We start from the raw sequence: 20814 nt of genomic DNA on the forward strand, positions 1-20814 counted from the left end.
ATCTACCCGAACAATCAACAAATTCTATGCCTGAAGTGCTTTGATCCTGTCGTAAATTCTGGGATGGGAATAATGCACAAAAACATAGGCCGGGTGTGGGGTAAGGTTGCTCAGGCTGTTTTTGGATAATTTTTTCAGGGCACTTACCAGAGGGGCTGCCTTAAAGGTGGATTTAGCAAAGGCATCTGCCTGGTATTCGAATTTTCTGGAAAACCAGTTCATTCCCATTCCGGTGATCTCTGAAATTGGGCTGTACAGTAATCCGAAGGCCAGTAAACCGGCGTGAAAACTGGGCTCACTTACCCCTATGCCCATGGATAACGCCGGGATGCTGAGAAATAACGAGAGCAGGTAAAGGGTAGCTCCGGTGATAAGAACGGAGGCCAGGAGATTGAACAGGATATGATTCTTTTTGTAGTGCCCCACCTCATGAGCGAGCACCGCAACGATCTCTTCTTCTTCAAGATCGTTGATCAGGGTGTCGTAGAGGGTTACGCGTTTTTCCTTGCCAAAACCCGAAAAATAAGCATTGGCCTTGGTAGATCTTTTCGAACCGTCTATCATAAAGATCTTATTCAGGGAAAAGCCTTCCCCGGAGGCGTATGCTTCAATTTTGTCTCTCAGGCTGCCCTGCTCCAGTGGGGTTTGTTTGTTAAACAGGGGGACGATAAGCCTGCTGTAGAACATATTGGTAAAAATGGAAAGGAGGGTTACCAGGATCCAGGCATAGATCCAGAATGAAGTTCCGGCTTTCTGGTAGAAAAGGATGAACAGGGCGAGTACTCCACCACCCAGCACGGCGCCCAGTACAGCTCCTTTGATCTTATCGGTGATGAAGGTGGTCCGGGTGGTCTTGTTAAACCCGAATCTTTCCTCGATAACAAAGGTATGGTACCAGGAAAAGGGCAGGTTCATGATACTGCTCAGGCCTCCCAGTAGCGCGAAGAATAAAAGGGCCCTCCATACCGGATGATCGGAAATGCCCAGTGCCCATTGGTCTGCCCATTCGAATCCTCCTAAAAAGAAGAAGAGCAGGGTGGCAGTGATCGATACGATGGCCTGCAATACCGAGAAGCGGTAATTGGATTTTTTTTTTGTATTGCTGCGATCTAAGGTATTCATCCCTGGGATAGACATCACCGAGTTCCTCAGGAATGGGATCGTCATAGCGGGTATAATTGAGATAATCCAGAAACTGGTCGGTAAAAAAGTCGGCCAGCAAAATGACAATGATGATGTGGAATACGGTTTGGGGATCCATAGGATGTATTTATTGAAAATTTCGTTGGCGTTTGGCCTCGAAAATAATGATGGCTGCTGATACGGAAACGTTCATCGAGTCGATCTCCCCCTGCATGGGGATTATAACATTCCGGCTGGAGGCTTCCAGCCACTGCTCGGTAAGTCCGGTGGCTTCGGTGCCCACCACAATTGCCGATGGCCCTGTGTAATCTACCTTGTGATAGGCCTCCGAGGCGGTGAGTGCGGCACAATACATGGCGATGTTGTTTTCCCTGAGCCAGGAAATGATCTCCGGGGTGGTCGCTGTGGCCACCTGCGTGGTAAACAGGCAACCTACTCCGGAACGGATGATGTTCGGATTGTAAAGGTCGGTTCTGGGATTGGCGATAATAACTGCATCGAGGTTGGCCGCATCAGCCGTACGCAATAAAGCTCCGATATTCCCTGGTTTTTCAGGAGCCTCGGCTATAAGTAACAACGGATGTTTACTGGTGAACCTGAGGGAATCCAGGGAATGTTGCTTGCTTTCAACCAGGGCGATAACGCCTTCGGTGCTATCGCGGTAGGCTATTTTCCGGTAGACCTCCTCACTCACTTCAATGATTTCGGGAGCCGTGTCGCAGGTTTCCAGCAGTTTTTGCAGGGCGGCGGTATCGGCGATGCCGGTTGCGGTAAAAAGGGTTCTTATCTGGTAGCCACCCTTAATCAGCAGTTCCAGTTCGCGTTGTCCTTCACTGACAAACAAACCGGTCTTTTTTCGGTGCCGTGATTTCTCCCGGATGAGCAGGAGCTCTTTTATAAGTTTGTTCTGCGGGCTGGAGATATATTTCAAGACCTTGAGTTTTATTCAAAAATACCAAATAGGCCCGTTAAAAAGAAAGCATTCCTGAAAAAGGAATGCTTTCTTAAAAAATCTATGTGTTAAGCGGGTTACTCCTCGGCATATTTTCCGGAATAACGCTTCCAAAGTTCGGTCTGGTGGGTTTCAAGACTAATATCCCTTCCCTGTATGTAAGCCTTGCTGAGTTGGTTGGTACGCATATCCAGTGCATCGCCTTCGGCAATGAACAGGGTGGCATCTTTTCCGGTTTCCAGGGTGCCGGTAAAGTCCTCAATTCCCAGGATTTTGGCAGCGTCTCCCGTGATCATTTGAACGGCCTTTTCCTTATCCACGCCGTAGGCGGCAACCGATCCTGCGTAAAAAGGCAGGTTCCGGGTGTTCATACGTTCCATTTGTCCACTTACGTCGATACCGGTAAGTACCCCTTTACTGATCAATGCTGAAGCCAGCATAAAAGGTTTTTTGATCTGGGTGTCATCGGTGGAAGGAAGTCTGTGAGGTCGGGAAACGATCACAGGAATGTTCTTTTCTGCCAGCAGCTCTGCCATGGCGTCAGCCTGGTGACCTCCTACGATCACAGGCGACTCAACCCCGTGCTCTTCCATAAAACTGACCATATCGGCGATCTCTTTCTGACCGTTTACATTGACGAAAAGCTTTTTACTGCCGTCAAAGATGCCCTGAATGGCTTCAAGGGCCAGGTTTCTTGGTTCCTGTTGTCCTTTGGCGTAAGCTTTGGCTTCCCGGAAAAATGAAGCCACCTCATCCAGTTGCTCAGTGTATTGGTCGTTGGGTTTAAAACCGCGTCCTTCCCCCATCCACCAGCGTTTTCTGACGAAACTTTCCGGCCAGTTCATATGGATGGCATCATCGGTTTTGATGGCTGCATCCTCCCAGTTCCAGGCATCCAGCTGTACCACAGAGGAGGTTCCTGAAATTCTTCCTTCCCTGGGGGTGATCTGTGCGGTAAGGACCCCGTTGGGACGCATACTCTCAACCACCTTCGATTCTGCATTATAAGCGATCAGGGCCCGGATATGGGGAATGATATTTCCGATCTCCTCGATGTCGTTGGAGGCGCGTACCGCATCGATCTCCACCAGTCCAAGGGTAGAATTCAGAGCGATGAATCCCGGGTAAACGTGTTTACCCCCGGCGTTGATCACCTCGTCAAAAGCGGCCGCTTCAGCTCCGGAGGCTGGCCCGATATAGGTGATCTTTCCATTTTCAAATCCCACGGCACTGTTCTCGATCACCTGTCCGTTACCCACATGGGCGGTTGCCCCGGTAATCAGTACCGATCCTTCCTGGGCAGGGGCCGGAGTTTGTTGCGCCTGAGCCATCCATGTTCCGGCAAACAGGAGGGCAGCGATGATATGTTTTATTCTTAGCATGATATCTTATTTTTGGTAGATTTCTGAATCGCAGTGAAGGTGCATCTTCTCTTTCATCTCTGGTGCTCTGGTCTTCATACCTTTGTTTTTGGCATCCAGCATCATATTGATCAGCGCGTTGCGTTCTTCCTGGTTCTTTTTATGCGTGGCCTGCATTTGTTCGTAATCGTAGTAAACCACCCCTTCGATCATGGTCTTCTCTGCAATGGCATAGATAGACATAGGGTGATCACTCCACAGCACAAGGTCAGCATCCTTACCTTTCCTGATACTTCCGGTGCGATCATCCAGATGCAGAAGTTTTGCAGGGTTGATGGTCACGAATTTCCAGGCTTCTTCCTCGCTCATTCCACCGTATTTTACGGTTTTGGCGGCTTCCTGGTTGAGTCGTCTTGACATCTCAGCATCGTCAGAGTTGATCGCTACGGTAACTCCCTGGTTATGCATGATGGCTGCATTGTAAGGGATCGCATCGTTCACCTCGTACTTGTAAGCCCACCAGTCGGAGAAGGTAGACCCTCCAACGCCGTGTTCGGCCATTTTATCAGCTACCTTATAGCCTTCCAGAATATGGGTAAAGGTATTTACGCGGAAACCAAAGCGCTCGGCGACCTTCATAAGCATGTTGATCTCGCTTTGCACATAAGAGTGACAGGAGATAAAGCGTTCCCCGTTGAGGATCTCGGCGAGGGTTTCCATTTCCTCATCGTACCGGGGCGCCGTGGTGCGTTCTTTTTGTCTTTTGGAAAGGGCATTGTAGGCTTTCCATTTCTGGTCGTATTCCTTTGCGCGCTGGAAATAATCGGTAAAGACCTGTTCTACCCCCATTCGCGATTGCGGGAAGCGTACGGTGCTGCCCCAATTCGATTGTTTTACATTTTCTCCCAGGGCGAATTTGATGAATTTCGGACTGTTGTCCAGGATCATCGATTCTGCATCTTCTCCCCATTTGAGTTTGATCAGGGCCGAACGTCCCCCGATCGGGTTTGCCGATCCGTGCAGGATCTGTATGGTGGTAACCCCACCGGAGAGGTTGCGGTAAATATCGATGTCTTCAGGATCTACAACATCTTCGATCGTTACTTCTGCTGAACTGTTATGTCCGCCTTCGTTTATGGAGGCAGCTGCAATATGCGAATGTTCGTCGATGATCCCGGCTGTGAGGTGCTTGCCTGTGGCGTCGATTACAGTGGCATTTCCTGCGTTGAGGTTTTGCCCGATAGCAGCGATCTTTCCGTTCTTTACCAAAACATCTGTATTTTCAAGGATTCCTGCATCCTCGCTGGTCCAGACGGTGGCATTTCTGAAAAGCACGTCCTGCTGCTGTGGTTTTTCACTAAAACCGTAAGCCATATTCGGAAAGGAGAGTGGGAGCACTTTGGGCGCCTCCTCGTTTTCTTCTTTTTTTGCTTCAGATTCAAACGGTTTCTCCAGGGTGGCAGTCCAGTTCACAGCATTTCCGTCTGTAAGTACTCCGGTACCGGAGAGATTGGTGTCTGCCCCTGTTTTGGCATTCAATCTAACGAATTGGGTTGCACCCTCACCCACAGGAGTGAAGAACAGGTTTACCCAACCATTCTCGTAATTGAGTTTTGAGGCTATTTTTACACTGTCTTTGGTAATCTCCGATTTAAGTTTTTCAGGAGTTCCGCTGATCTTAAGGTCATAGGTGTTACCTGCAACACTTAGCTTGTAGTCTCCGCGGATATCTTTGGCATCCATATTTGTGATGGTGTACTTCGATCCCTGAACCCAGTTCTCATAGATGGTAGAATTCTTATCGAAAATATCTCCTGAGGTGATCAGGAAGTTAGCCTGGTAACCTGCTTTAAGCATTCCCAGCATATGGTCCATTCCGATAAGGTTGGCCGGCACGGAAGTAAGGGCAGCAAGGGCTTGCTCCTTGGCGAGTCCGTAGTCTACGGCCTTTCTCAGGTTAGGCAGGAAGTTGCTCTTTTTCTGGAGGTCGGCTGCGGTAAGGCTGAATTCCACGCCCTTTGAGGCAAGGACGGCAGGGTTTTGAGGGGCCTGATTCCACATTTTCATATCGGCAAGGCTTATCCGGTTGGTCTGGTACGGATCCGCCACATCAAAGGCTTCTGGAAAATCAAGAGGTATGATATACGCTGCCTTGGTGGCTGCTATGGCATCGGCACGCTCAAATTCGTTTCCACCCCCTTTAAGGATGAAGTTAACTCCGAATTCATCTGCGATCTTATCGGCTCTCAGGGCGTTGAGTTTGTCATCGGCCTCGAAGATCACCGGCAGCGACCTGTTGGCATTGAAAGCCTCCAGGGCCAGGTCGGTCTGGTCTGCACCTCCCTTTTCATACCATTGGGCATCGTGGTACACCTGTCTGATCAGGGCCATGGTTCCCATAAGGGATGAGGGGTAACTTTGACTGGAAGCCACACTTCGCGAAAGCGACATGTGCTGGGCGACATTCTGATGAAGGATGCGGTCGTTGTTGTCACCCTGGTTGTTAAGGGCAACCAGCATGCTGGTACCCCGCATGATCCCGTCAGATTTGTGGGTATTGAGTACCCCGAATCCGGCCTTTAGGTAGTCTTCTGCCTGCTTTTTATCGTAGGCAAAGCTCTCTACAGCCTTTTGGTCGGGTAAAATATGATCGTTCCAGTAATACCCTTCACGACTGGCATCGTACTGTGGATTATTGCCGCGTTGCGCTCTTTTGGGTTTTTCAATCCCGAAATCGCTGTACAGATCGATAAAGGAAGGGTAAATGTGTTTTCCATCCAACGCAATGCTGATGGTGTTTTCAGGAATGTTGACCCCCGTTCCCACGGCGATCACCTTTCCGTTTCTGATCAGCAGGGTCCCGTTCTCAATAATTTCATTGGGGGAAACATGAATGGTTGCTCCGGTAAATGCGGTATGGTTGTTCTTCTGGTTGCTCACCCCGTCGTTCTTCGGAAAGTATTCCTGGGAATGAAGTGACAACCCGAAGCATAGCCATGCCAGCAGGAAAAATTTTAACTTCATAGTTAAGATAATTAGTTAGTGGTTTTTAAAAGCACCTAAAAATAAAGGAAGCTGTAAGAAATTATAGGCGTTTTAGTTTTTTTTAACTTTTACAACGGGGTGTTCTTATAGTAATTCACCAGCAGGGCCACTACATAGCTGTAACTCTTGATGCCCTCTTTTTGATTATTGGCTTTCAGGTAAGAATTGAAAGTACTTTTAAATACGGGTTCGGCAGGATTTTGATACCGTCTCCAGAACATGCTTACTTCCATAAAGTTTTTCAGAATACCCGGATGAATCTTTTCATTATAGCGCTGAAAGGCATCGGGATCACGGCTTTTGATCTCTCCCAGGCAATACCGCAGGACGTAGATATAACCTGAGTATTGGAAATAAGGATCGTCGTTGTTCACTGCCGCGAGGTACCCTATGAAATTGGCTTCATTCTCTGCAGAATACCCCAGCTGGTGGGCGGCTTCATGACAGCTTACCACGGGATATTTGAAATCGATCTGCATCCCGTTGACCTGGGCTTCATTGGTGAACGGGTTCAGGTAGCCGCTATACCCCATATAGGTCAGAGGGATGCTGTAAAGACTCGTTTTTATGCTCTCGGGAGCATAAGAGAGGTAAGGGAATTCCCTTTGCAGGTTTTTGAATCCCGATGCGCTCATATCATAAATCTTACGGTTACTGTACGGGATCTTTACCATGATACTGTCGTGGGAGGCCACCTTTGAATGAGCTGTATTGGCCTTCTGGATAAGGCGATCGGTAAAATCAAAGAGCTCTTCGGAGGTGTACTGGTTATCGAGATTTAATTTTTTGTGCAGGGGAAGCCGGTAGTAATTGAGTCCCCAAAAGAGATGGAACACGAAGTAGATCATGGAAATCCCCATGAATAACTGACTGAAAAATTCCCGTGTGCTTTTGAAGAACAGGGGGCCTTTGGTGATGAAGAACTTGATGATGAGGATGCCCAGTACGGTGTAAAGCAGATCTCCTATAGAAAAGGGAACCCAGCCAAATACCCCCCGAAACATTTTGGAGATCCAGAGGTAAAACCCCTGGCTATACCATTTTTCGATGAGTTCCGGCCTTTTGGAGCACCATCTTATCAGAAAGATCTGGGGGAAGATGGACAGGGCAAACAGGGTTTTGAGGGTTTTGGACATACGGTCAAAAATAATAAAGCGATTCTAAATTGCATGTATTACTTTTGTTTAAGATCAAAAAATCAAGATTCATGAATAAAGAAATACGAGCCCTCGAGCCCAAAGCGGTCTGGAGAAATTTTGCTGATCTGAACGCGGTTCCCAGGCCTTCAAAAAAGGAGGAGAAGGTAATTGAGTTTATGCTTTCTTTCGGGAAGAAACTCGGTTTGGAAACCTTTACTGATGCTGTTGGAAACGTGATCATTCGCAAACCTGCCACCCCCGGGATGGAAAACCGAAAACCGGTGGTTATGCAGTCTCACCTGGATATGGTACACCAGAAAAACAACGATACCCATTTTGACTTTGAAACCCAGGGTATAGAGATGTTTGTACAGGACGGTTGGGTTAGAGCCAAAGGGACCACCCTGGGGGCTGACAACGGATTGGGAGTGGCGGCCATCATGGCCGTTCTTGAGAGTGATGATCTGCCACATCCGGCTATTGAAGCGCTGTTTACTATAGATGAGGAAACCGGAATGACCGGAGCAAAGGGCCTTGAAGGGGGTGTTCTTAAAGGAGAGATCCTTTTGAATCTCGATACCGAAGAAGATGATGAGATCGATATAGGGTGTGCAGGAGGTGTTGATATTTCTGCAACACGCTCTTACAGGGAAGAGCCAACCCCGGAAAAGGTAAGAGCTTACAAGATCACTGTAAAAGGCTTACAAGGTGGTCACAGCGGAATGGATATCCACCGCGGTCTGGCCAATGCCAACAAGGTGATGAACCGGTTGCTGATGGACGGGTTTGAGGACTTTGGACTGCGAATTTCGTCTATAGAAGGGGGAGGGCTCCGTAATGCTATTCCCCGGGAGAGCCAGGCGATAGTGGTAGTAGATGAGATCCACGACAATGCCTTTGCCTTTGAGTTTAATCAGTTGGCGGCTACCATTAAAAAAGAATACAGGAAGGCAGAACCTAAAATGGTGATCACTGCAGAGGTAACTCCGGTTCCTCATAAGGTGATGGAATTAGGGGTTCAGGAAGGCATTACCCGCTCTTTATACGCAGCTCATAACGGAGTGTTCTGTATGAGTCCGGATATGGAAGGCCTGGTGCAAACCTCTAACAATATTGCCCGGGTGCAGGTCGGGGATGGAAAGATCGAGGTGTTGTGCCTGACGCGCTCTTCTGTGGAAAGTTCAAAAACCGATCTGGCCAATGGGATCAGGGCGGCCTTCGAACTCAGTGGATGTGAGGTGGAGCTAAGCGGGAGCTACCCGGGATGGACCCCGAACCCCGGAAGTCCGGCCCTGGAATTGCTGCGTAATAAATACGAGGAGCTTTTCGGAGACGCTCCCGAAGTGGTGGCATGTCATGCCGGCCTGGAATGTGGTATTCTCGGGCAGAACTATCCTGAAATGGATATGATAAGTTACGGTCCCACCATTAAAGGTGCCCATTCCCCGGATGAACGCGCGAATATTACCTCGGTGGAAAAATTCTGGAAATTCACCAGGGAGATCCTGGCCAACATACCCGAAAAGGACTAAAGAAAAAAAAGCGGCTTCAGCCGCTTTTTTTAGTAATGCTTTGATTGGTAAGTGCAGGATAGTCTGTTTTATACCTGCCGATACATCTGATAAAAAAAGCCTTCTGAAAAACAGAAGGCTTTTTTAGTGTATTATTCCTCTACGATCTCCAGATCAAAAACCAGGTTGGTGTTCGGTGGGATGACCGGTGGAAAACCTGCCTGCCCGTACCCGAGATGGGAAGGGATGAAAATTCGGATCTTTTCTCCGTACTTCAGCAGGGTAAGGCCCTCTTTAAATCCGGGGATAAGACGTGCTTCCGGATCGATTTCCATGGGGAAGGGACGATACCCGCCCATATCTCTTCGTTGAACGTCAATTTTACCGTACTTTGCCGCAACTTCCTGGATATTGGAATCAAAGAGGTTTCCGTCTTCAAAATAACCGGCATAATTCACCATTACCGTAGATCCCATGGCTGGTTTTTCCCCGTCGGTTTCTTTAAGGTAGATGTATTTTAAGCCTGAAGCTGTGGAATCGGCTTGCTGCTTTTGGCTGGCAAATTCTGCGGCCGCATCTTCGATCATCTTCCTGGCCGCGGCTGCCCGCTCTTCAGCTTGTTTGAAGTAGGTGGTCATCACCTGGGGAGCATCAAAGTTTTTGGCTTCTTTGCCTTTTCTGTAGATCTCCACTTTTTCGATTACGATATCCTCTGCAGGCCTGTTGGCTTTTGAAGGGTCCGTGGAAACTTCAGTAGTGGCTATAGAATCGATAACCTCAAGTCCTTTGACTACCTTACCAAAAACGGTGTGCTTACCGTTGAGCCAGGCCGTGGTGTCATGGGTAATGAAAAACTGGCTTCCGTTGGTTCCGGGGCCTGCATTTGCCATAGACAGTACTCCTTTGCCGTCATGGGTGAGGCTGTCTACGATCTCGTCATTGAATTTGTAGCCCGGGCCGCCCGAACCGGTTCCGGTGGGGTCTCCGCCCTGGATCATAAAATCTTTGATCACGCGGTGAAAAATGGTGCCTTCATAGAATGGTTTTCCTTTGAACTCTTCGTTAACATAGGTGTTGGTACCTTCTGCCAGGCTCACGAAATTGGCTACCGTGAGCGGGGTTTGCTGGTAGTAAAGTTCCACCAACATAGCTCCCTTGGAGGTTTGTATGTCTGCATAGAGACCGTCGTCCAGGTCAGAGACTTTGCTGCTGGAACAGGCCGTAACGATAAGGCCTAAAATAAATAGTAAGCTGATTTTTTTCATTGGATTATGCTATTTGATTTGCGGTTCTTGATTGTCGGGTAAACTGTCTGATTGTCTTTCGATGACCTCCAGCAGCGTTACCGATGCTTTTAAAGGAATGTTGGTCCCTATTTTGTCGTCGTCACCATGGTATCCGTAGCTCAGGGCAGAGGGGAAGAGAAAAGTTGCAGATTCTCCTTCGTGCAGCAATTTAACTGCTGTCCGGATACCTGGAAACAGGGCTTCCTTGTCTACCTTAAACTCGACAGGGCCTATTTCCTCTTCGCTGTAGATAATGTTGTTGTTCAGATCGCTAAGCTCGTAGGTGATACGAACGATATCGCCTTCTGCAGGCTGGTAGGTCTTTGTGCTGTCTGTGGTTTCCAGGTAATACCAGTATCCGTTGGCAGACCGGGTGTAGTCGTGCAGGGAATCTTCTTCGATCAACCCGAGAATCCGTTCTTCTTCGGCTTCCAGTAATTTCTTGTTTCGCTCGATAGATTGTTTCATAAAACTGCCGGTCTTAACGCTCACAGGCCTTCTGGCTTCCGGTGTACTACAGGAAATCAAAACCAATGCGGTAAAGGCGGCTAGGAAAAGAGAGTTTTTCATTGGGTTAGGGCTTCTTTGTATTGAGGTAAAAGACTTTTAAAGAATGCTACGGTTTCTTCCAGGGGAAGGTCGCTTTTTCCTCCGGCAGCATTGATATGACCGCCTCCTTGGAAATGTTTTCTGGAAAATTCATTTACAGAAAAATCGCCCTTGGATCTCAGGGAGATCTTGACGATACCTTCCTGGATGTTTTCTATAAATATAACCGCAAAGCGGATCCCTTTCAGGCTCAAACCGTAATTTACAAATCCTTCGGTATCTCCTTTCTTAAACTGATGCTGATCAAGTTCCTTTGCTGTAAGGGTGATGTAGGCTGTGTTGTATTCTTCCAGGGCAGTGAGGTTGCTCAGGGCGCAGCCCAGAAGTTGAAGACGCTCCGGCGAATTGGAGTCGTAAATATTATTGTGTATTTCCGAATTTTTCGCTCCCTTATCAATGAGGCTGGCGATCACCCTGTGGGTGGTACTGGTGGTAGCAGGAAAACGAAACGATCCGGTATCGGTCATGATTCCCGTATACAGGCAATTCGCTGTGGCCTCACTGATGAGGTCACTGTGCCCAAGAGCATCAATAAAATGGTAGACCATTTCGCAGGTGCTGCTCATGGAAACATCAGAATAGGTTACGGTGGCATAGGTGTCCGGTTGCTGATGATGGTCGATCATGAGGTAGTCTCCGCTAAAGGATTTCAATCCGCTTTCCAGGTCGCCAATACGGTTCAGGGCGTTAAAATCCAGGGTAAAACACAGCTCGGCTTCGCCGATCACTTTTTCGCAGGCATCCTTCCCGGACTCATAGATCAAAACCTGCTCATTTCCGGGCATCCACTTCAAGAATTCAGGGTATTCATTGGGAGCAATCACCACGGGATGATGCCCCTGTGAGCGGAGGTAGTCGTATAGGCCTAAACTGGCTCCGATAGCATCGCCGTCAGGATTTTTATGCGGAATGATAAGTATTTTTTTTGGGGTATTAAGCAGCTTCTTTACTACCTTTATATCGTCCTTTTTCATTGCGTGCAATATACATCAATAAAATAACAGTTTAAAAACTACTACTACTTTTGCAGGACCATACTAAACTAATGCGTAGAACACTTATATTGATCAGTGCACTGGGGCTGTTAGCCGGTTGTAAATCGACATCTTCCTCAGTAACCTATCCTTTACAGGACGGGGAATTTATAATGGCTTTCGGCTCCTGTAATAAACAGGATGAGGAGAATGAACTTTGGGATGATGTGCTTAGTATACAGCCCTCGATCTGGGTATGGGGCGGTGATAACATCTATGCCGATACGAATGATAAGAGGGAAAAACGGAGGGCCTATGAAGAACAGCGCTATCAGGAGGGATACCGGGAACTCAAAAAGCGTGTGCACGTTACCGGAACCTGGGACGACCACGACTACGGGTTGAATGACGGGGGTGGAGACTATGCCTTTAAGGAGGATGCCCAGGAGCTTTTTCTCGACTTTATGGATGTGCCAAGAAACCATCCCAGAAGAGCCAGGGAAGGGGTTTATCACGTGGAGGAATTTTTTACTCCCGGGGGTAAGGTCAGGCTTATCATGCTGGATACCCGGTATTTTCGAAGTCCGTTAACCAAAAACTTCGGGGCCGGAGATAAGAAGTACCTGCCCAATAAAACCCCGGGAAGTACACTTTTGGGAGAAGCGCAATGGAAATGGCTTGAGACCCAGTTGCGCAAATCGGATGCCGATTTTAATATTGTGCTAAGCAGTATTCAGGTACTTTCCAACAAACATGGTTTTGAAACCTGGGGTAATTTTCCATTGGAATCCGAAAAGCTTCTGAATCTGATCCGCGACAGTAAAGCGCGGGGCGTGATCATTCTCTCCGGAGACCGTCATATCTCAGAATTCTCACGGTTAAACCTCGAGGGTTTGTCGTACCCACTTGTGGATTTCACCTCCAGCGGACTTACCCATACCTATGAGAATTTTAAGGGAGAGGAAAATCCGTATCGGGTGGGAGAGGTGATCACCAGGAAAAGTTTTGGTGTACTCAGGCTGAATTTCTCTGAACATACGGCCCTGATGCAGATTGTAGGAGAAGGGGGGGAGGTCCTGGAGGAGTTGCAGCAGGGCTATTAATTCCCTTGCAGTTCAAATTAAAAGCCTTACTTTTGCTCCGAATTTAATAAAGACCAATGGCGACAAACAGAACATTCACAATGATCAAGCCCGATGCCGTAGAGAACGGACATATCGGAGCGATACTTGAAAAGATTACTGCAGCAGGTTTTAAGATCGTTGCAATGAAATTTACTCAACTCAGCAAGCGCGATGCAGAAGAGTTCTATGCGATTCACAATGAGCGTCCGTTCTTCGGGGAGCTGGTGGAGTTTATGACCAGAGGACCTATCGTTGCGGCTATTCTTGAAAAGGATAATGCTGTTGAGGATTTCCGTACGCTGATAGGAGCTACCAATCCTGCAGAAGCCGCAGAGGGAACCATCAGAAAATTATTCGCGACTTCTATCGGAGAAAATGCAGTGCACGGATCTGATAGCGATGAGAACGCAGCTATTGAAGGTGCCTTCCATTTTTCAGGAAGAGAGATCTTCTAATCAGGGCAACCTGTCATATAAAGTAATAATCCCCGGTGGAAATTTCCTGCCGGGGATTTTTTTATCGTAAGATGATCTTTCTGATCACCTCTTCGCCCAGTTCCTCGTTGAGCATCTTGACGATCTTTTCTTTTCCGTAGCTCAGTTCTTCTCTTAAAACAGAAGAACTCAGGGAAACATAAAGGGTGTCTTCCTTGAGCTGCACATCGGTGGTGTAGTTGTTGACCCCGTTTCCCATTAATTTAACCCAGGCATCCCTGGCGTTGATCTTTTCAAGCCCCTTCTCCAGCTTGTTGTCATTGATGAAATCTTTAAGTACATCTGCCAGTGAATGGTATTCTCCGCTGCGTTTCGCCATTATTCCAGTTCCAGTTTTTTAAATCGTTTGTAGGTGTATTTCATCTCCCGCTCATTGAGCAGGATAAGCTGCTCCTCCTTTAGTTGTAATACGGTTTCCGTATGAGAGCTGAGGGGAGTGGTAAATATCAGCTTTAATTTACCATCTTTTTCAACAATAGAAAAGGATTCGCTGTCTCCTGAGGTTATAAAGCTGCCGTCGAGTTGGGGCATTACTTTGGTTTTATACCCGGTGCTGTCACTTTCCAGGGTAAAATGATCGATGGTCGTACTGATGGAATATTCCATGGTGTTTCCTTCCGGCAGGTCTGCCCGTTCAATTTCCCAGTAACCTTCCAGGTTTTTGATATCGGGTTGCTCCGAGCATGCTGTTGTGACCAGGCTTAAGGCAAGAAGTGAGAGTATGGGTATGAAAATGGATTTCATCATATTTCAGGAGTCTGAAAGGTTGATCATTTTATAGGTTTGGTGGGTGGATTTAACCACTTCCTCTGTTCTTTCCGGATGGGTGTCGCTGATAAAGATCTGCCCGAATTCATCTTTATTCACCAGAGCTACTATTTGTCCGACACGATGTTCGTCAAGCTTGTCAAAGATGTCATCCAGCAGTAAAAGCGGAGGCACCCCGGCCTGGGCCTTCAGAAAATCGAACTGGGCGAGCTTAAGCGCGATAAGAAACGATTTTTGCTGCCCCTGGCTGCCGAATTTCTTGATCGGGTGACCGGCGATCTCGAATTTAAGGTCGTCTTTATGCACCCCTTTAGAGGTGTACTGTAAGGCCCGGTCTTTGGAAAGGGATTCCCGGAACAGGTCAGTAAGGGGGCTCTCAAAAAGATGACTTTCATAGCTTACGGAGATCTCTTCTTCCTTACCGGCAATGGCCTTGTACCTTTGACGGAAAATGGGAATAAAGGTTTCCAGGAAATTCCTGCGTTCCTCGAAAATACGGGTTGCCAGGTCGTTCATCTGATGATTGTAGACCTCCAGGGTATCCTTGTCGAAGGTGTTGTTAAGGGCAAAGTATTTTTAAAGGGAATTTCGTTGGGAGAGCAGCTTATTATACGAGATAAGCTGGTGCAGGTAGGTGGCCTTGCTCTGGGAAATAACCCCGTCGATAAATTTTCTGCGGGTTTCACTGCCTTCGATAATGAGGTCGCGATCGGCAGGGGAAATGATCACCAGGGGGATGAATCCGATGTGTTCGGAGAGCTTGTCGTAGATCTTGCCATTTCTTTTAATGACCTTTTTTTGTCCCTTTTTAATGCTTACAACAACCTTCTCTTCTTTCTCGTGCTTTTCGAATACCCCGTCTACCACCATGAAATCTTCACCGTGTCGAATGTTCTGGGAAGCGATCGGGTTAAAATAGCTTTTTCCGAAGGCGAGGTGATACACCGCATCCAGGGCATTGGTCTTTCCGATTCCGTTATTTCCGACAAAACAATTGATCTTTCGGTCCAGTTCGAATTTTTTGGAGTCGAAGTTCTTGAAGTTAATAAGTGATAACTGTTTCAGGACCATGGGTAAAAGCAGTTGTTTTCGGTGTTTTGACGCTTTTGAGAAGCGTCGCAAATTATCTAAAATAAACAAATATAAAGGCTTTCCTATTTCAATATAAATTTTATTTTTGCGGGGCATATAATTAAAATTGATCTAATGGCAACGTATAAGAAAAGAGGCTACAAGCCAGCTAGAAAAAAAGAGGAAACTCAGGTACAGGATGAACACAGTGCAACAGCAGAGGTGTTTAATACCCTGGATGAGGGTGCCGGTAAAACGGAGGAGTGGGTGATCAAAAACCAAAAGTATATTCTGGGTGGTATCGGAGTAGTGGTTTTTGCAGTTCTTGCTTTTCTGGGATATCAGCAGTTTATACTAAAGCCAAAAGAAGCAGAGGCTTCTAATGAGATGTTCTTTGCCCAGCAATACTTTGATGCGGCCGTAAACAGTACTGCCAAGGATTCTCTGTACAACCTGGCGCTTAATGGTGCTGCCGGTAAATACGGACTGCTGGATATCATTGACAACTACGGTGGAACCAAGGCGGCAAACCTCGCTCATTACAGTGCAGGTATGGCCTATCTGAACATTCAGAAATACCAGGAAGCCATCAACTACCTCGAGCAATTCGAGTCTGAAGACCCTATCCTGGGTGCCCTTGCCAAAGGAAATATCGGAGATGCCTTTGTACAGCTTAACCAGCCTGAAGATGCCATGGAGTTTTACGAGAAGGCTATTGCGCACAGCGATAACAGCTTTACTACCCCTAAGTTCCTGTATAAGGCGGGAACCCTGGCCATGCAAACAGGAAATAACCAGGAGGCTGTTTCTTATTTTGAAAGAATCAAAAATGAGTATCCTGATTCTGAAGAAGCGAGAACAATTGATATCTTTATAGGGAAAGCCAAAACCCTTCAATAATGGCCACTGAGAATAAGAATCTATCGCATTACGATAAAGACAAGATCCCAAACGCGAAACCTTTTCGGTTTGGGATTGTTGTTTCTGAATGGAACCACGAGATCACCGAGGCGCTGTACAAGGGTGCAGAACAAGCCCTTTTAGATTGCGGGGCGCTGATCGAAAACATTACCCGTTGGAATGTGCCCGGGAGCTTCGAGCTTACCTTTGGCGCAAAACAACTTATCGAGAAGACGAAGCCTGATGCAGTGATCGCGATCGGGAGTGTGATCCAGGGAGAAACCAAGCACTTTGATTTCGTGTGCCAGGCTACCGCCCAGGGCATTATGGATCTTAACGTGCAGACCCATGTGCCGGTGATCTTTTGTGTGCTAACCGACAATACCCTGCAGCAGGCTATTGACAGAAGTGGCGGGAAACACGGGAATAAAGGTACAGAAGCGGCGATCGCAGCGATCAAGATGGCGTTACTGGCCCAATAAAAGGGCGTGGCGCGTTCGGATATTATTAAAGACAGGCCTGCCTGTCTTTTTTCGTTTATAGCTTTTCACAGGATCCTATGGAATGTCGGGGCATCGGGCCCGGCGCATAGCTTAACATTTTTTAGGAGGAAGAGGCTGGCATTCTATGCCATTTTAAGTAAATTTGAGATATGAAGCTCCCATCACTTTTTAAACAGCGAGGTAACAAGACGTATAGCTATACGCCCCGATATTATGATGAACGTAAAGAGCGTTTGGAAGAACTGAAACGAAAGAAGGAGGCACATTCTGATGAGGATTATTTTAAGGGGTACCGAAGGAAAAGTTTTCGGGAAGACTGGAAAGCCCAGCGGAGGAGTTCTACTTCCATGAATACCAGGATTCGTCTTGTGGTCATTGTGATCTTTCTTTTCATGTTTGCCTATGTGGCGCTCAGATCTATTAACCTAGACACTATATTTTAATGGCAGATATCATTCAGCTTTTACCGGACCATGTTGCCAATCAAATTGCAGCGGGGGAGGTAGTACAGCGGCCGGCTTCGGTAGTTAAGGAACTTCTGGAGAATGCCATTGATGCCGGTTCCACCCACATCCAGCTTATTATAAAAGATGCGGGGAAGACCCTGATCCAGGTAGTAGATAACGGGAAGGGAATGAGTGAGACCGATGCGAGGTTATCTTTTTCCCGCCATGCCACCTCCAAGATACGTACGGCGGAAGACCTTTTTCAGTTGCACACCAAGGGTTTCCGGGGAGAGGCGCTGGCTTCCATTGCGGCTATCGCCCATGTGGAAATGAGTACCAGCGATAATGAGGAGATGATCGGTACCCGGATCCGCATAGAAGGCGGTAAGCTGGAATCACAGGAAGCGGTAGCTGCCGCCAGGGGTACGTCCATGCAGGTGAAAAATCTGTTTTTCAATATCCCGGCAAGGCGAAACTTCTTAAAATCGGATACGGTAGAGCTCCGTCATATTATTGATGAATTTCATCGTGTAGTGCTGGCTCACCCCAATACAGCCTTTGATTTCTACAACAACGGAAGTGAACTCTTTAAACTGCCTTCTGCCAATATCCGGCAACGTATCGTGCATGTTTTCGGGAACAAGACCAATGAACGCCTGGTACCTGTAGAGGAAGAGACCGGAGTAGTCAGGATCAACGGGTTCGTATTTAAACCTGAATTTGCCAAAAAAACCCGTGGAGAACAGTTTTTCTTTGTAAATGACCGCTTTATCAGGAGTTCTTACCTTCATCACGCTGTGGGCTCGGCTTTTGAAGGCCTGATCAAAGACCATACACATCCGGGGTATTTTCTTTTCCTGGAGGTAGATCCGGGGAGCATTGATATCAATATTCATCCCACCAAGACCGAGGTTAAATTTGATGATGAACATACGATTTACGCCATCATCCGTTCGGCCGTAAAACACAGTCTTGGACAATTCAATGTAGCTCCGGTACTCGATTTTGACAGGGATGCCAATCTCGATACTCCTTATGAATACAATAAGATGCAGGGCGCCCAGGTACCTACCATTGAGGTCGACAGCAGTTTTAATCCGTTCGAGGATGAACCGAAGGTGAGGGGTAATGCGCAGGTGGCAACCGCTACGGGTAAAGGCCATGGGGCTTATTATTCGAAACCTGCAGGGGCTTCCTGGGAAAACCTTTATGTGGGGCTGAACCAGAAGGAAGATTTCAGTTCTATAGAGCTGGAATCTGAAGAAGTCACAGGGTCGCTATTTGAAGACGATAAAGAGCATACCGGAAGTACAACCTACCAGCTGCATAAAAAGTATATTATCACTACCATTAAATCGGGTCTGGTTATCATCGATCAGCACCGGGCTCATCAGCGGGTGTTGTATGAGGAGTTCCTGAAAAATATGACCGTGCAAAGTGGCATCAGTCAGCAATTGCTCTTCCCGATTAAGGTAAGCCTGAATCCGACTGAGATGAGTTTGCTGCAGGAGTTAAGACAAAGTCTTGAAAATACCGGATTTGTTTTTGCCTCCCTGGATGGGGAAGAGGCCGAGATCTCCGGAATACCCGTGATCGTTTCCGAGAGCGAGACGGCCATGGTGCTCGACCAGCTGCTTTCTGACTTTCAGAACGACCTTCCGGAAAGTAATTTTTCACAGGCCGACCTGCTGGCACGCACCCTGAGTAAGAACCTGGCAGTGCGGCCGGGGGAACACCTCAACCAGGCTTCCCAGCAAGCCCTGGTAAACAATCTGTTTGCTACGAAACAACCTGATATTTCACCTTTTAATAAACCTACCTACAGTACATTAACGGTAGACGAGATCGATAAACGTTTTTTATAAATGGGACGAATCACCGAAGCGATCAAGCATTTGCTGATCATTAATATCCTTTTCTTTATTGCGGCTCAATTGCTGAGTGACCAGTTTTATTTTTCCATGGCACTGTGGTTCCCGGAAAATTCCAACTTCGGAGTCTGGCAATTTGTGACCCATATGTTCATGCATGACAAGCGAACGATATTTCATATCCTGTTCAATATGTATGCCTTGTGGGCTTTTGGGTCTCCGCTGGAACAGATCTGGGGCAAGAATAAGTTCCTGTTCTTTTACTTTTCTGCCGGACTCGGGGCAGCCTTAATTCATACCCTGGTAAATTATTACCATTTCAGGGAAGGATACGAGGCCTTGCTGGGGGTGGGGTATACTCCTGAACGTATCGCCAATCTCCTGCCAAGCATTCCCCCGGGACAGTTTCTTCAGGTGGAAGGGATCTCTAACGACGTGATGCAAAATTTTGCCATGGCCTACAATATTCCGGCCGTGGGAGCATCGGGTGCGGTGTACGGGATTCTGGTGGCTTTCGGGATGATGTTTCCAAATGCCGAACTTATGTTGATCTTCCTCCCCATTCCTGTTAAAGCAAAATATTTTATTCCTATCTTAATAGCTCTGGACCTGTTTTCCGGCGTTACCGGAATGTCTATATTTGGTTCAGGGATTGCCCATTTTGCGCACATCGGAGGGGCGTTGTTCGGTTTTATTATGATGTGGTACTGGAAACGGAGTCAGTTTAAAAACAATCGTTGGGATTAATGAGCGTTACAAAGGACCTGCAATATAAATTCTCACGGCTTAACATTGCCGAAAAGCTAATCGCAATAAATGTGGCCGTTTTCATCATTAACGGGCTGGTGACCTTTTTGTTTCAGCTGGATCCCGGTTTTCTGATGAATTGGTTCGAGCTGCCCAAAGGGTTCGGGGATTTCATTATTCAGCCGTGGTCTTTGGTTACCTATGCGTTTTTTCACGGAGGCTTCATGCATATTTTCTGGAACATGCTGCTGCTCTATTTTTCGGGAAGGATATTTTTAAACCTGTTCAGCAATAAGACCTTTGTAAATGTGTACTTTTTGGGTGCCATCGTGGGGGGAATGGTTTTCCTTTTGAGTTATAACATCTTCCCGGCCTTTTCCGGGATCAAAACCTCGCTTATCGGGGCTTCTGCCGCGGTCATGGCTGTGCTGCTCTTTGTGTGTACGTATTTACCCAACCAGGAGGTGCGGGTAATTTTCTTTAATGTGAAACTGTGGTACATAGGGGTGTTTGTGGTGCTGCTCGATCTCATTCAGCTTCCCATGGGGAATTCCGGAGGCCACCTTGCGCATTTGGGAGGAGAGTTGCTCGGTTTTCTCTACGCCCGTAAATTAATGGAGGGTAAGGATATTGGAGAAGGCTTTGGAAGCCTGGTCGATAAAATGGGGGATGCGTTTTCCCGGAAGCGCAAGAGTCCTTTAAAAACCGTTCACCGAAGTAAGAAAATGAGCAGGGATGAAAGGCCTGACCAACAGGAGTATCAGAAGCATATCGATGCCATACTTGATAAGATCAGCAAAAGCGGGTATGAAAGCCTATCCAAGGAAGAAAAGGATTTTCTGTTTAAAGCAGGTAAAGAAGATTAACCGG

Annotated in this window: 18 protein-coding genes and 2 pseudogenes; 9 read left to right on the forward strand and 11 right to left on the reverse strand. The window is 47.3% G+C overall.

Annotation, left to right across the window (positions count from 1 at the left end):
* Nucleotides 1-24: 24 nt before the first annotated feature.
* From K7R11_RS08055 to K7R11_RS08075, 5 genes and pseudogenes are all read right to left on the reverse strand, one after another.
* A pseudogene (locus K7R11_RS08055) lies at nt 25-1261 on the reverse strand (M48 family metallopeptidase).
* Nucleotides 1262-1270: 9 nt separating this feature from the next.
* Nucleotides 1271-2074: a TrmH family RNA methyltransferase gene (locus K7R11_RS08060; RefSeq protein WP_224490024.1), complete on the reverse strand. Its 804-nt coding sequence runs from the start codon at nt 2072-2074 to the stop codon at nt 1271-1273.
* Between the two features lie 98 nt (nt 2075-2172).
* On the reverse strand, nt 2173-3477 hold the full coding sequence (locus tag K7R11_RS08065; RefSeq protein WP_224490025.1) for an amidohydrolase family protein: 1305 nt from the start codon (nt 3475-3477) through the stop codon (nt 2173-2175).
* Nucleotides 3478-3483: 6 nt separating this feature from the next.
* Nucleotides 3484-6480 (reverse strand): amidohydrolase family protein, encoded by a 2997-nt coding sequence (locus tag K7R11_RS08070; protein WP_224490026.1) that lies wholly within the window; start codon nt 6478-6480, stop codon nt 3484-3486.
* 89 nt (nt 6481-6569) lie between these two features.
* A complete protein-coding gene (locus K7R11_RS08075) occupies nt 6570-7637 on the reverse strand; it encodes a DUF3810 domain-containing protein (protein WP_224490027.1) in 1068 nt (355 codons plus the stop codon).
* A gap of 71 nt (nt 7638-7708) precedes the next feature.
* Here K7R11_RS08075 and K7R11_RS08080 point away from each other — a divergent pair, with 71 nt between their 5' ends.
* On the forward strand, nt 7709-9172 hold the full coding sequence (locus K7R11_RS08080) for an aminoacyl-histidine dipeptidase (protein ID WP_224490028.1): 1464 nt from the start codon (nt 7709-7711) through the stop codon (nt 9170-9172).
* A 131-nt stretch (nt 9173-9303) separates the two neighbouring features.
* Here K7R11_RS08080 and K7R11_RS08085 read toward each other — a convergent pair whose 3' ends face one another.
* From K7R11_RS08085 to K7R11_RS08095, 3 genes are read right to left on the reverse strand one after another with little or no spacing between them, the layout of a single operon-like run.
* Nucleotides 9304-10416 (reverse strand): peptidylprolyl isomerase, encoded by a 1113-nt coding sequence (locus K7R11_RS08085; RefSeq protein WP_224490029.1) that lies wholly within the window; start codon nt 10414-10416, stop codon nt 9304-9306.
* A 9-nt stretch (nt 10417-10425) separates the two neighbouring features.
* Complete coding sequence (gene gldI / locus K7R11_RS08090) at nt 10426-11007, reverse strand: gliding motility-associated peptidyl-prolyl isomerase GldI (protein ID WP_224490030.1); 582 nt, start codon at nt 11005-11007, stop codon at nt 10426-10428.
* Nucleotides 11004-12020, reverse strand: coding sequence for a DHH family phosphoesterase (locus tag K7R11_RS08095; RefSeq protein ID WP_224490031.1), 1017 nt, complete (start codon nt 12018-12020; stop codon nt 11004-11006). Before K7R11_RS08095 ends, gldI begins: the two co-directional genes overlap by 4 nt.
* Before the next feature lie 71 nt (nt 12021-12091).
* Here K7R11_RS08095 and K7R11_RS08100 point away from each other — a divergent pair, with 71 nt between their 5' ends.
* Entirely contained in the window at nt 12092-13123 is a 1032-nt protein-coding gene (locus K7R11_RS08100) for an alkaline phosphatase D family protein (protein WP_224490032.1), read from the forward strand.
* A gap of 56 nt (nt 13124-13179) precedes the next feature.
* Nucleotides 13180-13599 (forward strand): nucleoside-diphosphate kinase, encoded by a 420-nt coding sequence (locus tag K7R11_RS08105; RefSeq protein WP_224490033.1) that lies wholly within the window; start codon nt 13180-13182, stop codon nt 13597-13599.
* Between the two features lie 61 nt (nt 13600-13660).
* Here K7R11_RS08105 and K7R11_RS08110 read toward each other — a convergent pair whose 3' ends face one another.
* The 3 genes and pseudogenes from K7R11_RS08110 to recF all read right to left on the reverse strand — a co-directional run bounded on the left by K7R11_RS08110 (nt 13661) and on the right by recF (nt 15477).
* Nucleotides 13661-13957: a DUF721 domain-containing protein gene (locus K7R11_RS08110; protein WP_224490034.1), complete on the reverse strand. Its 297-nt coding sequence runs from the start codon at nt 13955-13957 to the stop codon at nt 13661-13663.
* Nucleotides 13957-14385 (reverse strand): lipocalin family protein, encoded by a 429-nt coding sequence (locus tag K7R11_RS08115; protein WP_224490035.1) that lies wholly within the window; start codon nt 14383-14385, stop codon nt 13957-13959. Before K7R11_RS08115 ends, K7R11_RS08110 begins: the two co-directional genes overlap by 1 nt.
* Before the next feature lie 3 nt (nt 14386-14388).
* Nucleotides 14389-15477: pseudogene (gene recF, locus K7R11_RS08120) on the reverse strand (DNA replication/repair protein RecF).
* Between the two features lie 135 nt (nt 15478-15612).
* Here recF and K7R11_RS08125 point away from each other — a divergent pair.
* From K7R11_RS08125 to K7R11_RS08150, 6 genes are all read left to right on the forward strand, one after another.
* Entirely contained in the window at nt 15613-16377 is a 765-nt protein-coding gene (locus K7R11_RS08125; RefSeq protein ID WP_224490036.1) for a tetratricopeptide repeat protein, read from the forward strand.
* Nucleotides 16377-16859: a 6,7-dimethyl-8-ribityllumazine synthase gene (ribH, locus tag K7R11_RS08130; protein ID WP_224490037.1), complete on the forward strand. Its 483-nt coding sequence runs from the start codon at nt 16377-16379 to the stop codon at nt 16857-16859. The genes K7R11_RS08125 and ribH overlap by 1 nt, the downstream gene beginning before the upstream one ends.
* Before the next feature lie 170 nt (nt 16860-17029).
* A complete protein-coding gene (locus K7R11_RS08135) occupies nt 17030-17323 on the forward strand; it encodes a hypothetical protein (RefSeq protein WP_224490038.1) in 294 nt (97 codons plus the stop codon).
* Nucleotides 17323-19191, forward strand: coding sequence for a DNA mismatch repair endonuclease MutL (gene mutL / locus K7R11_RS08140; protein WP_224490039.1), 1869 nt, complete (start codon nt 17323-17325; stop codon nt 19189-19191). Before K7R11_RS08135 ends, mutL begins: the two co-directional genes overlap by 1 nt.
* Nucleotides 19192-19944, forward strand: coding sequence for a rhomboid family intramembrane serine protease (locus K7R11_RS08145; RefSeq protein WP_224490040.1), 753 nt, complete (start codon nt 19192-19194; stop codon nt 19942-19944).
* Nucleotides 19944-20810, forward strand: a complete 867-nt coding sequence (locus K7R11_RS08150; RefSeq protein ID WP_224490041.1) for a rhomboid family protein — start codon at nt 19944-19946, stop codon at nt 20808-20810. The genes K7R11_RS08145 and K7R11_RS08150 overlap by 1 nt, the downstream gene beginning before the upstream one ends.
* Nucleotides 20811-20814 lie beyond the last annotated feature (4 nt).

This window comes from Robertkochia flava (assembly GCF_020166515.1).
Taxonomy (GTDB): Bacteria; Bacteroidota; Bacteroidia; order Flavobacteriales; family Flavobacteriaceae; genus Robertkochia; species Robertkochia flava.